The organism is Saccharothrix sp. NPDC042600 (assembly GCF_040647305.1).
GTDB classification, from domain to species: Bacteria; Actinomycetota; Actinomycetes; order Mycobacteriales; family Pseudonocardiaceae; genus Actinosynnema; species Actinosynnema mutabilis.
The window spans coordinates 322735-336569 of the sequence record NZ_JBEZBW010000001.1 but is presented as its reverse complement, the minus strand read 5'-3'; the positions used below and the strand labels follow the sequence as shown (position 1 = coordinate 336569).

Sequence of the window (13835 nt, the reverse complement as noted above, 5' to 3'; positions counted from 1 at the left end):
GTGTCAGCAGGCCTTGCGCAAGATGGTTCCCGACGTGCCGGGGAGGGTCACCGCGCTGACCTGCGTCCTGGCCTCGTCCAGCAACGTGGTGCCGAGTTGGACGGTGACGCCGGGGCTGCCACTGGGATTGGCGTTGACGACGACCACGCCGCACCCGAAGTCGCGTCGGAACACGTTGGGGGCGACGGACCGGTAGGGCCCCGACGGTGTGCCCATGACCCAGTCGTACGCCGCGTGCTTGGTCGTCGGGTCCCCGTAGGCGTCGGTCGTGCCGATCTCCGAGATGGCCGAACGGGCTCCCGCGGCCATGAAGTAGCTGGCCAGGGCGTAGCGGAACGCCCGCTCGTTGCCGGGTGTGAAGTGCCCCTGCACCCAGGTGATCTTCCCGTTCGCCTCGTTGGCGGCGATCTCCGCGACCTGCCGGCTCCACCCCTCGGGGTACTCGGGCAGCAGGTCGTTGTCGCCGAAGGCGAGCCACCACTCGTCGAACCCTCCGTCGAGGTGGTTCATGTAGGCGTTCCAGACCCCGTTGTGCAGCCGGGCGTTGGACATGTTGGCGACCGTCTTGAGCCCGGCCTCCCGGAACCGGGCGCGGGTGCCGGCGAGCATCGACAGGTAGGCGTTCTGGAACGACGCGTTCGTGGGGTACTTCGCCGGGCACACACCGGAGTGGTAGGTGTCGCAGGCGAACAGCGCGTTGTCCATCAGGACGCCGTCGAACCCGGACGCCTTGCTGGAGCTGATCACGTTGGAGGCCCACGTGTTCTGGTAGTCGACGTCGCCCACGTCCATCTGCCAGTGGCCGCCGTAGCCGCTGTAGGTGAACCGCCGACCGGAGGAGTCGGTCAGGAACCACTCGGGGTGCCGGCTGTCGGCGAAGCAGTAGCCGACGCCGGTCGGGAGTTCCGCGTCGTCACGGCCGTCGCGGCAGGCGTAGCTGCGGGTGGACGACAGGTCCTTGTAGACGAAGACCTGGACGGCGGGGTTCGCGGCCTTCAGCTTGGGGATGAGGCCGCCTTCCCAGGCGTTGAGGACGATGTAGCGGTGCCGTTTCGCCTCCGCGGCCAGCATCGCGTCGCTCGTGGGAGTGCTGTTCAGGTGCAGCCAGAAGGTCTGCGCGTCGGTCGGGAGCCCGGTGGGCGGGGGCGTCGTGCCGGTCGAGGTCGGCGCGGTCGTGGTCGTGGGCGGTGTGGTCGAGGTCGGTCGCGGCGTGGTCGTGGTCGTCGGGGGCGCGGTGGAGGTCGGGGTGGTCGTCGGACGCGTCGTGGTGGTCCACGGCCAGGTCCAGCTCGGGTTCCACGGACCGGGAACACCCGGCGGCCACCACCGGCCGCCGGCCGCCGCGGCCGAGGGTCCGGCGGGGGTTCTGCCCGGCGCGCCGCCGGCCGGCACCACGGCCAGCGCGCAGAGCGCTCCGGCGCTGACCAGCACCGCGGTCCACCGACGTCGGCGGTCGGTTGTGGCGACGCGGATTCCCGGCTCGCCGTGGTCGCGCGGTCCGCCCACGGCGAGCGTGATGCCCGCGGCGGCGATGAGCACCCCGATCACCGCGCCTTCGGGGACTCCGGCGACCAGGCTGAGCACGACGATCCCGCCACCGGCGAGGAGGGCGCCCCACAGACGGGCGGAACGGGTACTGCGCATGACGGCTCCCAGGGGTCAGTCGATGATCCGGCGAATGCTGTTGATCGGCCCGATCGCGGCGATCCGGGCGACCTTGATCGGCTCACCCTCCGTGGCGGCGTGCACGGCCCAGGTCCCGTCGATCGCCATCGCCACGTGCCCGGCGTCCGGCCGGTAGACGACGAGGTCACCCGCCCGGACGTCGTCCAGCGCCACGGGGGTGCCGGCCGAGACCTGCTGCTCGCTGACCCGCGGGATCGTGACGCCCGCCCACCGGTAGGCCATCATCGTGAGCCCGGAGCAGTCGTACTCCAGGGGCCCGACGCCACCCCACTCGTACTCTTTGCCCACTTGGCGCAACGCGAATCGGACGGCGTCGCCGGCCGGTCCGTCGGGCAGCGCGAGATCCGCGACGTCGATGCGCGGCCCCGGGTCGGCCAGCGCCGCGCGTTCGGCGTCGGTCAGGCCGGCGAGCGCGCGCCGGGCCGCGTCGGCACGGGCGCCCAGGGCGATCACGTCCGCCGCCGCCACGGCTTCCGCCGCCGCCGCGGCGTCCACGGCCCGCTGCGCCTCCGCCGCGCCCTCCGCCGCGGACTTCCCGGCCTCCTCGGCGTTCCGGCTGTCCACGGCGGCTCGCGTCGGGGCCTCGTGGGCCGCCGAGGGCGCGACCACGTGCCGCTGGACGGTGCCGGCGACGTCTTCGGCGATGGAGTCGAGCAGGCTCGCGGTACCGAGGAACTCCACCGGGTCACGACTGCTCAGCATCGCCCCCACCAGGTCGAGCCTCAGTCCCAGGTGGGTGGCCTCGACGAACACGTCGACCTCGGCCTGCAGCCGGTCCCGCGCGAGAACCGCCTGCCGCTCGCTCTCCGCCGATGCCGACGCCGCCGCACGCGCCCTGTCCGCGGTTTCCGCCGCCCGGCTGGAGTTCTCGGTCGCCATCGCCAAAGCGGCGCGCGTCCGCTGCACCTCCTCCTGCGCCGCCAACAGCTTCCCGTTGGCGCGCTCGGCGTCCCCGCTCAACTCCCAGTACCGCGCCAGGCCCTCGGACGGCCCGACCGGCTCGGACGGTTGAGCGCCGGCCGGCAACGGGAACAGCGCCGCGAGCACGACAGCGGTCAGTGCCGTGGTCGTCACGAGTGGAACACGGCGTCCAGGTCCGCGAGTGACGTCGTTTCCGCGCGACCCGGCCATCGGTCCACCTCGACATCGACTGTTCGTTCGGGCTGTTGCCGCACTGACCCCGAACGCCGCGCCGCGATGACGAGCCACGGAGAACATCCGGGAAAAACGCGGAATCTCGGCCGGGTGACCGATACGGAAGGGCCACCGCGCCGGCCAAGATCCGGTGAGCCCGACGCGCCGAACACCCGCGTCCCCGGCCACCGCCCGAACACCCGCGTCCGCGGCCACCGCCCGAACGCCCGCGGCCACCGCCAGAGTGCGGTGGCCGCCCTCCCCGCCCGTGCCCGACAGGAAGAACGTGAACCCCTTCAAGGATGTGCTGGACGAACTCACCCGATTCCGGACGCGGGACACCTGCTGCGCCGGGGTGCACGTCGCCACCGTCGTCCGCTTCGCCGGCTCCTGTGCGCGGTCCGGCTCGGCGACGATCGAGGTCGACGACCCGACGATCGCCGCCTGGATCTACGCGGACCTGCACTTCCTGAGCGGAAGGCCGCCGCTGTTCCGTCGCGCCGAGGCGCACGCCGGTCGGGGTGCGGTCCGCTACCACGCGGACCTGTCGCCGCCCGGGTCGGTGGTGCCGGGCACGGACCCGGTCGTGCTCGCCCGGGCCCGACGGCCGCGGGACTGGGTGCAGGACAGGACGTGCTGCGCACGAGCCTTCTGGCGCGCCGCGTTGATCCTGCGGGGACGCAGGCGACGCGCAGGCCACCAAGGTGATCTTGAGGTGAGCTGTCCGGACCACGACGCGGCCGAGGCGCTGCACGCGGCAGCCACGGGGATGAAGGTGGCCACCACGCGGCGGGTGGAACGCGGACGCCCCGTCGTCATCGTGCGATCGGCGGCGAAGGCCGCCCGACTGCTCGACGAACTCGGCGCACCGGACTCCGCCGGTCGCTGGAGGGCCATCGTGCCGCGGACGGTGCGACCGTCCACCACCTCCATCGCGCGGTACAACGTCGAGCGGGCCCGATCGGCGTCCCGCGAACTGTGCGCACGCCTGCGCGAGGCCCTCGACGTCCTGGGCCGCGACGCCCCCGAGGAACTACGCCTCGCCGCGGAACGGCGCCTCGCGCACCCGGACCTGTCCATGGGCCGACTCGCGGCGGAATGCGACCCACCACGGTCCCGCAACACCTTCACCAGGCAGCTGCGACGGCTGCTCGAACTCGCCGACCGCCAACGGTTCCAGTAAGCCCTCGGCACACGCGGTTGACGCGCGATCACGGTGCCGGACGGCGGGACACCACGTGGTCGGGCAACCCGTGATCGGTGCCCTCAAGTCGGTGCCGGACGCCCTCCGCGCGACGCGAACGGCCCGCCGGCAGGACCGCCCGAATGCGGGCCGGGCGCGGACTGCCCATTCCACCCACGTCGTCGTGTGGCCCGAACCTCCGCTTCGTGAGAAGGTACGTCAACGTCCCCGCCGCGCTGGAGCACCGATTTCTGCGGGTTCCCCGGGTCACCCACACCTCTTACGGCTGGCCGCCACCACATGGACCATCGAATACGACTCCGGCCGGCTACAGCACCGCACGGCAAGGGGCAATCGCGGTCCTGATCTGATGAACGACCACAGACTGCTGGCTTTCTCCGGTATAGCCGAGGACCGTCGTGGGTGTCGGAAGAATTCCGGCTCGCCCCGGTCGACCAGTGTGCCGGTGGCGATCGACCCACTATGAGTGAAAGGTTCTGTGATGGCTGTCTTCCGAAGGCTGGCCGTGGCGGTCGGAGGCGCACTGCTGCTCCTCGCCTCGATCGTGCCCGCCGCGTCCGCCGCGGAGTCCGGTTTCGCGTCCGCAGGCAATCCGAGTGCCACCCACAAGGTCGGCAACGATTTCTGCGATGACGACAACCTGTGCTTCTACCAGTACGAACGCTTCCGCGGGAAGATCTGGGACGACGAGTTCCCCGAAGTGGGCCACTGTTACAACCTCCCCCACTTCGCCAAGTCCGTGAAGAACAACCTCAACCTGACGGTGCGCGCCTGGGCGCAGTACGACTGCGGAGAGGGCGGTGGCGACTGGTTCGACATCTCCCCGCGCACACACCTGCCGAAGATGAACCCCCGACGGAGCTTCGAGGTGTTGGAGGCCTAGCGGTCGGTCCGGTGGCGCCGGTCACGGGTCTGCGCAGCCCGTAGGTCGGTAGCGCCGACAGGGTCGTCCGCGTCCCCGAGCCGCGCGGGCGACCCCCGCTCATCCGCTTGGACCCGCCGTGGCCTCGAATCCGAACCGCCGCGACCGCACAGCACCGAGGTGCGACTTCGGTCGGCTGCGGCAGGTCACCCGAGGGGCGACACGGTATTGATGTGATGAATCGTCACGGCCGACCACCCCTTCGCTGTCCGCACCCGAAGCACGGCGGGCGACCGGACGATTTCCGGCCTCGCCCCGGTCAGCATCGACAGGGGCGGTGACGGCCGGTTCGCCTACAGTCGAAAGGTTGTGTGATGTCCGTCTTCCGAAAACTGGCCGTGGTGGCCGCAGGCGCGTTGCTGTTCCTCATCGCGACCGCACCCGCGGTCTCCGCTACGGAATCGAAAGCCGCTTCCAGCGGTACGGGGAACCCCACCCGAACGGTCGAGTCCGACTTCTGCGATTACGACCACCTGTGCTTCTACCGGTACGAACGCTTCCGCTCCAAGTTCTTCGACGACGAGTTCCCCGAAGTGCTGGTGTGTTACAACCTGCCCACGAGCGCGGCTTCCATGAAAAACGGCCTCCAGACGACCGTGCGGACCTTTTCCCGGCCCGACTGCGACGGTGACTCGTTCGACATATCCCCGAGGACGTCCCTGAAGAAAACGAGTCTCCGGTGGAGTTTCATGGTGTTGGAAGACTAGGCGCGACAGCCGTCCCCCGATGGGGTCGTCCGCGGTCGCCGAGGCGAGGGCGGCCCCGTCGGCACATCCCGTGGGAGGTCGGTCCCTGCCGCGCGGCGCGGTCACCAGCGGTGGGGTCGTTGCGCCACGCGAGCTGCCGTGAACACGGTCCGCAGCCCCGGAAGTCGCGGCTGCGCCGGATCAGGGCGGTTGACCCACCCGACCTCGCCGCCCCGCACCCGGCTGGGCGGCAGGGGCACCGTGTGGCGCGACGACAGCAACCGCACTCCCGGCGGAACCGCCGGGCCGACACCGTCGCCGTCCGGCGCGACCAGGAACACCCACAGCAGCTTCGATTCCCCGGGCAGGGACAGGACGGGGCCCAGTGGCGCGGACGCCCACAGCAGGCCGGCGACCTCGCAGGCGAACCCCGCGCGCACCTCCACCGCCCGCACCGCCCCGTCCAGGAACAGGTCCACCGAGTCCCCGTTCAACGCCACGGGCCACCCGAACTCCGAGGCGTAGGTCCGGTGCGCCGCGAGCAGAGCGGTCCGGTCGGCCCCCGCCACCGCACCGGGTCGGAGCACGTGACGAGAGGACATGGCGACCACCCTGTTCTTCCGCGAGAGGTCCCGCTGCGCGCGGCAACCGTCGAGCCCCAGCTTCGGGGGTGCGGCGTCGGGCGCGCATCCGCCACTGTGCGGAGAAGTGGCGGGGTGTCGGAACTCAGGGAGGCGAAGGTCTGCCGGTCACATCGCGACGCTGATGCCCGCCGGCCGATCGGGACCGTCGCCCGACACCGGAAGCGGCGCCGCCACGGTCAGGGCGAGCAGCACGGCCACACCCCCGGCCAACCCCGCGCGGCCACGCCGACGCTCCTTGGCCGGACGCGCCGCGGACCGGGCCGGTCCTTCCAGCGTGTCGGCGAGTTCGGCCAGGTCGGCCACCGCCGCCGCGCAGCGGGCGCAGGCGCCGAGGTGGTCGTCGACGAGTCGGCGTTCCTCCGGGCGCAGGCGGTGCCGCATCCACGCGCTGAGCTTGGGCACGAAGGCGCTGCAACCCGGGTCGTCGCTGTCGTGCAGGTGCGCCTGGAGGTAGGCGGCGCGCAGGCCCTCCCGGGCCCGGTAGGTCAACGCGGCGACGGCGTTCGGGGTCATCCCGAACCGCTGCGCCAACGACGCCGGCGTCTCACCCTCCACCTCCACCCGCCACAGGACCTCCTGCCACCGCGAGGGCAGCGCCGCGAGGGCGCGGGCCAGCACCATCGACTCCAGCAGGTCCCCGACGGGCATCTCGACGTCGCTGATCGACGCCTCGGGATCGCCCGCGAGGTCCTGGCGGTGGTCGCGGTGCACGGCGTTGATGAGGTTGGCGCGCACGGCGGAGAACGCGTAGGACCGGAACGCCACCGTCGGCCCCTTGCCGCGGACCAGCTGGACGAAGATCCGGGTGAAGGACTCGGCCACCACGTCCTCGGCCACCTCCTCGCCCGCGCCCAGGTAGCGCGCGAACCTCAGACAGGCGTCGGCGTGTCTGTCGTAGAGCACGGAGAACGCTCCCAGGTCACCGCCGCGCACCGCCTCCGCGAGCGCGGAGTCGGTCCCGCCGTCGGCCGGCGCGGCCACCAGCGCCAGTGACCGCCCGCCGGGCGGGGCGTCGCCGCGCAGAGGGGGTCGCGCACCGGTCACCCCCACGTCGGGGGTCGTCGCCATCGCGTCGGGAACATTTCGACCGCTCCGGTCCATTACTGCCACCCCCAGGTGCTTTGAGCGAAACAGGGCATCACCGTACGTCAACCGGAGTAATTGACACCACACACAACCCGCCGTTTCTGAATCGTGCAAGGACCAACGGCCCGCCGCTTCGACTCGGACAAAGCCGCAGGTCATGGCGGTCCGCACGCGCTTCGGCAAGTCAAACCTCGCTCACCCATGTGGGTGAGAGCAGCGGGCCGGTGCCACTATCACGCTAGGTGACCGCATGGGTGCGGGGTGGGGGTCGTGACGGCATCGGCGCCGCTCGTCATCCCGACGGGCTGTCGGCGGTCTGCCTCCATGTGCGTCTCGCATCCCACGTGGCGAAGCTGCTCGGCCTGTCCCTGTCGGCCGGGCTGTTGCTGGCCGGAATGGTGTTCCCCGTGATGGGGTCCCTCGCCGTGCTGTCCGGCCGGGTCCTCGACGCCGTCGACGCCCTGTCCGCCGACCTGATCGCGATGGACCTCCCCCTGGCCACCACCGTCACCGACGCCGCGGGCGCGCCGATCGCGTGGATCTACGACCAGTACCGCCTACCCGCCCCGGCCGACCGGATCGCCCCGGTGGTCAAAGCCGCCGTGGTGGCCGCCGAGGACCGGCGGTTCTACGAGCACCGCGGCGTGGACCTGCAGGGCGTGGCGCGCGCCTTGGCGGTCAACCACGCCAACGGGTCGGTGACCCAAGGCGCATCGACCCTGACCCAGCAGTACGTGAAGAACTACCTGACCCACATCGTGTACCGCAACGTCCCCGAGCAGCAACGCGCCGCGCAGGCGCCCACCGTGGAGCGCAAGCTGCGCGAGGCACGGATCGCGATGCGCCTCGAACAGGACATGAGCAAGGACGACATCCTCACCGGCTACCTCAACGTGGTGCCCTACGGCGCCAACGTGTACGGGATCGCGGCGGCGGCCCAGGTCTACTTCGGAACCACGCCGGACGCCTTGTCGATCCCCCAGGCCGCGCTACTGGCCGGGATGCTCAACCGCCCGGCGGCTTTCGACCCCGTCACCCGGCCCGACAGCGCGGTGGCCCGGCGCAACGACGTGCTCGACCGGATGGTCGAGGCGGGCACGGTCACACCCGAGGACGCCGAGTCCTACAAGACCACCCCGCTCGGCGTCCTGGACCCGCCGCGCCAACCACCGGCCGGCTGCGTGGCCGCCGGCCCCGCCGACGGGTTCTTCTGCTCGTACCTGCTCGACCACCTGGCGCGCAGCGGTCTGAACCTCGAACTGCTGCGCACCGGCGGGTTCACGGTCCGGTCCACACTGGACCGCGCGGCCAGCGCCGCGGCCAAGCAGGCCGTGGAGGACCAGGTGCCCAAGGCGACCGAGGGCATCGCCAACACGATGGCGGTCGTCACCCCGGGGCGGGAGCGGCACCGGGTCCAAGCCCTGGTGGCCAACCGCGACCACGGGCTGGACCCGGCCGCCGGCCAGAGCATGTACGACCTGCCCGGCGGCGTGGCGAACAAGTTCGGCGCGGGCTCGATCTTCAAGATCTTCACCGCGGCGGCGGCGCTGGAGCACGGGTTCGGGTTGCACTCCCCCATCCCCACGCCGGCCTCCTACACCTCGACCCGGTTCCGCGACGGCGACCGCCCCTACACCGTGCGCAACAGCGGCACCTACCGCGGCTCGATGACGTTGCAGGACGCGCTCGCGGCATCGCCGAACACGGGATTCCTGTTCCTTGAGGAGAAGGTCGGCGTCGGACCGGTCGTGGAGATGGCCCGCAAGCTCGGCCTGCGCCGCACGCTGGCGAGCACCATCGCGGGCACCGCACCCGACGCCGACGACCCGAACCCCGACCTGAGGGTGTCCCAGGCCGAGCACTTCACCGCGGGCGACGGCAAGCCGTCGTTCACCTTCGGACCGGCGCCGGTGAGCACGCTGGAACTGGCCAACGTCGCGGCGACCCTGGTCAGCGGCGGCGTGTGGTGCTTGCCCACCCCCGTGGACCAGGTGCTCGACCGGTCCGGCGCCCCCGTGGCCCTGTCCGAGGAACCCTGCGCGCAGGTCGTGCCCGAAGCCCTGGCGGCCACCCTCGTCGTCGGCCTGAGCAAGGACACCTCCGGGATCGGCACCGCCGCGGCGGCGGCGGCCCGCGCCGGGTGGTCGCGTCCCATGCTCGGCAAGACCGGCACCACCGAGTCCCACAAGTCGGCGGGGTTCGTCGGTGCCACACCCCAACTCGCCGCCGCCGTCGCCACCTTCAACGACGGCCGCGCGACCGCCCCGATCTGCGACACCGACCCGCCGGCGCTGTGCGCGCACGGCGACATCTTCGGCGGCAAGGTGCCCGCTCGGACGTGGTTCGACGCGATGTCCCGCATCCTCGGCGACTCCCCCGTCCTGCCGCTGCCCTCCCCCGACGACGCCTACCGCCGGGGCCTGTCGGTCGCGGACGTCCCCGACGTGGTGGGCAGGACGTTCGAGGAGGCCTCGGCGATCCTCGCCGCGGCGGGGTTCGGCGTGACCGCCACGCACGGCGACTCGACCACCCCGCCGAACACGGTCACCGACCAGTCCCCGCGCGGCACCGCCCCGCGCGGGTCGCTGGTCACCCTCCACGTGAGCACCGGCCGGGTCGCCGCACCCGCACCACCCCCGCCCGCGACCCCCGCGCCGCAGCGGACCCAACCGCCCCCGCCGCCGCGACCGAACCCGACGGTGCAGCCCCCGAGGAGGACCACGACACGACCGACACCGAAGCCACCCGCCCCGACGACGACGCGGCCGACACCCACGACCACGCGCACCGGCCGGTAGGTGTCGTCGGAGATCGGACACGCGCCCGATCCACCACTGGAACGAAGTGGCGTTGGTCACAGGCCGTGCGCGGCGGCGACGGCGCGAGGGTGAAACCACGTCATGTTCGCGACCGCCGGACGGTCTACTCCCCACTGGCAGGGAGGAGGGCCGATCGGATGGGAGACGGTGGAGCGGGACATCTGCCGGTCCACGCGGTGGACGAGGCGGCACCGGCCGCGTCGACGTCGGCGCGGACACACCGACACGAGGCGCACCGCACGCGCCCGACCCGCGCGACGCGATGTTCGTGAAGTTGCCCAGGTGGGCCACGCCGCGCCGGGCCGAGCCGGAGGCCGTGGTCGGCGGCCTCGCCGACCAACTGCTCGACGTGCCCGGGCTCGCCGAGGCGTTCGACCAGTTGTCGCCGCGGTGGCAGTTCGTCGTCGTGCAGGTGGACCTGCACGGGACGAGCCCCGAGGCGCTGGGCGCGGCGCTGGGCGTGGCACCGGGTGCGGCCGTGGCGCTGAGCTATCACGCGCACGAACGCCTCCGGCTGGCTTACCTCCGGTGGCTGGAGCCGGCGTTGGCCCCGGAGTGCGTCGCGTACTCCGCGCGGTTGGGGGCATGGGTCCGGCGGCGGCTGCCCCGGTCCGAGCGGTCCGCGGTCCAAGCGCACCTGCTGGAATGCGAGCGCTGCGCGCGGACCACGCAGGCGTTGACCCGGGTCGCGCAGCGGTGGGGACGGCCGGCGGCCGGGTCCCGGATCGAGGCCACCCCGGCCCGTCGCCGGCGGTGGTGGCGTCGGCCGCGCCGGCTGCGGTCCTAGCCCCGGGTGCTCAGCCGCGCCGCGCTTCGAGGGTGGTGCCGACCAACTGCGGGCACACACCGAGCAGCCAGGTGATCAGGTCCCGCAACGAGTCGCACGGCGGGATCGGGTGCACCTGCGCGTCCGCGAGCGGGGCTCCGACCCGATCGCCGAGGACCTCTTCCAGTTCGGCGAACCGGGTCGAGTCGACCAGCACCACCGCCAACGCCGCCGGGTCCACGAACACGGCGGCGTCCTCGGGGCCGACCCACGGCCTGAGCGCGGCGGCGATGTCCATCCTGGCGGCGAGCGTGCGCCACGCGCCCCGTGACGCGGTCCACCGGTAGGTCCGCAGTTCCCGGTACGGCCCGACCCGACCACGCGCCGACGCCCACAGCGCGGCGGCGAACCCGGCCGGCGCCGCGAATCCCGTCACGGGGTCGACGAGGGCGGATTCGAGAACCGCCGCCGCCGCGGCGGCGCGCATCCCGCGGGTCGCCGGCAGGAGGAAGGCGGCGAGACCGGACGGCCGGCCCTGCTGGTCGGCGAGAACGTCGGTGAGCGCCTCCAGATCACTGCGCAGCCCGGCCTCGCCGACACCGATTCGCGCCCGTTGGTCCCCGAACGCGACCAACGCCTCCTCGACCCCGGAACCGGAGAGCAGCGCATCGGCCACCGCCTCGGCCTCGGGCGAGCGCCACGCCGTGCCCTCGACCCACCCGAACCGCCGCGACCGGTGCTCCCACCGGCGCAGCAACCGTTCCACACCCTGCGGCAGCTCCGCCGGGGCGCCGCCGACGCCCTGGTGGTGCTCGTGTCGATCACGTCCGGATGTCTGCATCGCCTTGTCTCGGTCGCTTCGGATCCCTGTCCATTATCCGGGCACCGTCCCGCCGTTGATCGACGCGTCTCCGGTCGGGCCGCGGCAGCTCACCGACCGCCCGGCCGCGCTGCGGCGACATCGACCGGCCGGCGCACGACCGCAGGCTGTCAGTGACGCTGGGCGGTTCCACCCGACCATCCGGTTCCAGCCGACCACCCCTTCAGGTCAATTCCCGAGCACTGTCCGGTTGCACCTGGTGTCGCCGCGACCCGTACCGCTGTTACGCGCCGGCTCACCGCACTTCTGCGGTGAGCCGGCGGTTCGAACCACCGGCCGGCTAATCGGCCCACGGGATCGACAAGGGCGCCGACATGTCCGTGATGAACTGGCTGATCCCCTGGTCGAGCCGCGCGTCGAACTCGGCCACGTCGCGGTACAACCGGATCAGACCGTCGACGTCGTCGGGCAGGTGCTCGACCCACGAGTCGACGATCCGCCACGCCTCGCCGCGCAGCTCCCGAGCCCACCGGACCGCGGCGGCTCTCGCCCCACCGGTGGGGACGACCGCGCGCGCCAGGTCGGCCAGCACCGCCGAGATCCGCGCCCACAACGCGGGCCAGTGCGCGGGTTCCGGGTCGAGCACGCGCGCGGCCCGGGCGGAGAGTCGGGACTTGAGCTCGTCCAGTGCCCGGCCGACCCGCTCCGCCAGCGCGACCGCGGCGCGCATCGCGGGCAGGACCACCGTCTCCCGGCCGGTCAGGAGCGCGGCCGGCAGGGCCACCGGGAGGTCCACCGCCGTCGTCCGCGAGTCGGCCGGGCACCGGTCCTGGGCCAGGAGACGAGCGGTGATCGAGGCGGACGCGGAAACCCACCCGTGCACCGCCAGCGTGGCCACCGCCCGGCGCGCGGCCGCACCGACCGGCGGCCCGGATCCCGGCCGATCCCCGACCACGAAGTCCCGGTACAGGTTCCACAGGTCCTGGTGCAGGCTCCGCTCCCCGGAGCCGTCCGCGCCCTCGCTCGCGGACGGCTCCGGGGAGCGGGCGGGAGCGGGACTCGACGTCCCGCCCACACCGGTCGGGCCGGCTCGGTCCCCCGGCGCCAGCCACACGCCGGTCACCTCCGGACCTCCGCCACCGCGGCGCACCGCCAGCAGGACCCGGGGGCGCGCCCGCGCCGGAACGGGACCCGCCGCCGGTCCCCGCGTCCCGAAGTTGAGCAGCAGCGTTTCCTTCAGATCAGCGCCCTCCACCAGACCGTCGACGAACCGGCACTCGGAGGCGTCGGCGGCCGGTGGTGCCACCGCCGGGCACATCCGCGCCGTGACGAGCCAGCGCGCCGCTTCGGCCGGGGTCAGCGCCGGCGCGTTCCCGTCGGGCGGGGAGTCGGCCACCGGCTGCCCGGCGGCGCGCACCAGCGCCGCCACCCGGCTCGGCGGCCCGTGGGTGGCCAGTCGCGGGTCCTGGAGGAAGGGCCGTTCGGGGTGGAGCAGGTCGAAGCCCGGCCGGTGCGCGGTGAGGTATCGGCGCAAGCGGCCCCCCGGCAAGCGGTGGACCGCCCACAGCGCCAGCCAGTGTTCCTCGTCCAGCCGACCGAAAGCCCGGCGCAGGACCATGAACGCCAACCGGTGCAACGCGACGGTCGTCGGCGGCGTGGCGCCGACGATCCGCTGGATCCGATGCGCTTCGCGGAACAGGCGCAACAAGCCGACTTCGCGGCGCCTGCCGCTCACGGTGACGACCGGAATCCACGAACGGAAGACGAGGTCGAAGTGTTCGGACTGGTTGTCGGTCATCGGGCTCCATCGGGGTCACCGGTGCGTCGCTGCGAGGCGGGCCCGGCCACGCCGAGGGGCGGTCCCAAGCGCCTGGGACCCGTGTCCGCCTCGCCGTGGCCGAGCACCGGTATCCGAGCAGCGCGCGGTCCGCCGGGGAAGGTGGGCGGCCGGGGCGGTGATCAAAACTAGATCCGGGATCACCCGGACGCCGGAACGACGACGGACACGCCGGCCGGGCCGACCGCCGCGCCCACCGCACCGCCGACCATCGGTCACCTGGCGGAGAAT

At 72.7% G+C, this 13835-nt stretch carries 11 protein-coding genes; 5 read left to right on the top strand and 6 right to left on the bottom strand.

What is annotated here, in order from left to right; genetic code table 11:
* Nucleotides 1–3: 3 nt before the first annotated feature.
* Together AB0A74_RS01225 and AB0A74_RS01220 are read right to left on the bottom strand one after the other, a co-directional pair.
* Nucleotides 4–1644, bottom strand: a complete 1641-nt coding sequence (locus AB0A74_RS01225; RefSeq protein ID WP_358246875.1) for a putative glycoside hydrolase — start codon at nucleotides 1642–1644, stop codon at nucleotides 4–6.
* Between the two features lie 15 nt (nucleotides 1645–1659).
* Nucleotides 1660–2760 carry an NlpC/P60 family protein gene (locus AB0A74_RS01220; protein ID WP_358246874.1) on the bottom strand — a complete coding sequence of 367 codons (1101 nt, stop codon included), beginning with the start codon at nucleotides 2758–2760 and terminating at the stop codon, nucleotides 1660–1662.
* 346 nt (nucleotides 2761–3106) lie between these two features.
* Here AB0A74_RS01220 and whiA point away from each other — a divergent pair, with 346 nt between their 5' ends.
* The 3 genes from whiA to AB0A74_RS01205 all read left to right on the top strand — a co-directional run bounded on the left by whiA (nucleotide 3107) and on the right by AB0A74_RS01205 (nucleotide 5653).
* Entirely contained in the window at nucleotides 3107–4003 is an 897-nt protein-coding gene (gene whiA, locus AB0A74_RS01215; RefSeq protein ID WP_358246873.1) for a DNA-binding protein WhiA, read from the top strand.
* A 502-nt stretch (nucleotides 4004–4505) separates the two neighbouring features.
* A complete protein-coding gene (locus AB0A74_RS01210; protein WP_358246872.1) occupies nucleotides 4506–4907 on the top strand; it encodes a hypothetical protein in 402 nt (133 codons plus the stop codon).
* Between the two features lie 353 nt (nucleotides 4908–5260).
* Nucleotides 5261–5653, top strand: a complete 393-nt coding sequence (locus tag AB0A74_RS01205) for a hypothetical protein (protein ID WP_358246871.1) — start codon at nucleotides 5261–5263, stop codon at nucleotides 5651–5653.
* A 101-nt stretch (nucleotides 5654–5754) separates the two neighbouring features.
* Here the strand turns inward: AB0A74_RS01205 and AB0A74_RS01200 are convergent, their stop codons facing one another.
* Both AB0A74_RS01200 and AB0A74_RS01195 read right to left on the bottom strand, forming a co-directional pair.
* Nucleotides 5755–6234: a hypothetical protein gene (locus tag AB0A74_RS01200; RefSeq protein ID WP_358246870.1), complete on the bottom strand. Its 480-nt coding sequence runs from the start codon at nucleotides 6232–6234 to the stop codon at nucleotides 5755–5757.
* A 147-nt stretch (nucleotides 6235–6381) separates the two neighbouring features.
* The gene (locus AB0A74_RS01195) at nucleotides 6382–7344 is read right to left on the bottom strand and encodes a sigma-70 family RNA polymerase sigma factor (protein ID WP_358246869.1); all 963 of its coding nucleotides are present in this window, start codon (nucleotides 7342–7344) and stop codon (nucleotides 6382–6384) included.
* Between the two features lie 362 nt (nucleotides 7345–7706).
* Here AB0A74_RS01195 and AB0A74_RS01190 point away from each other — a divergent pair, with 362 nt between their 5' ends.
* Entirely contained in the window at nucleotides 7707–10160 is a 2454-nt protein-coding gene (locus AB0A74_RS01190) for a transglycosylase domain-containing protein (RefSeq protein ID WP_358246868.1), read from the top strand.
* A gap of 289 nt (nucleotides 10161–10449) precedes the next feature.
* Complete coding sequence (locus AB0A74_RS01185) at nucleotides 10450–10968, top strand: zf-HC2 domain-containing protein (RefSeq protein WP_358246867.1); 519 nt, start codon at nucleotides 10450–10452, stop codon at nucleotides 10966–10968.
* 10 nt (nucleotides 10969–10978) lie between these two features.
* Here the strand turns inward: AB0A74_RS01185 and AB0A74_RS01180 are convergent, their stop codons facing one another.
* Entirely contained in the window at nucleotides 10979–11788 is an 810-nt protein-coding gene (locus AB0A74_RS01180; protein WP_358246866.1) for a hypothetical protein, read from the bottom strand.
* 319 nt (nucleotides 11789–12107) lie between these two features.
* Nucleotides 12108–13565 (bottom strand): type I-E CRISPR-associated protein Cse1/CasA, encoded by a 1458-nt coding sequence (gene casA / locus AB0A74_RS01175; protein ID WP_358246865.1) that lies wholly within the window; start codon nucleotides 13563–13565, stop codon nucleotides 12108–12110.
* Between the last annotated feature and the right edge of the window lie 270 nt (nucleotides 13566–13835).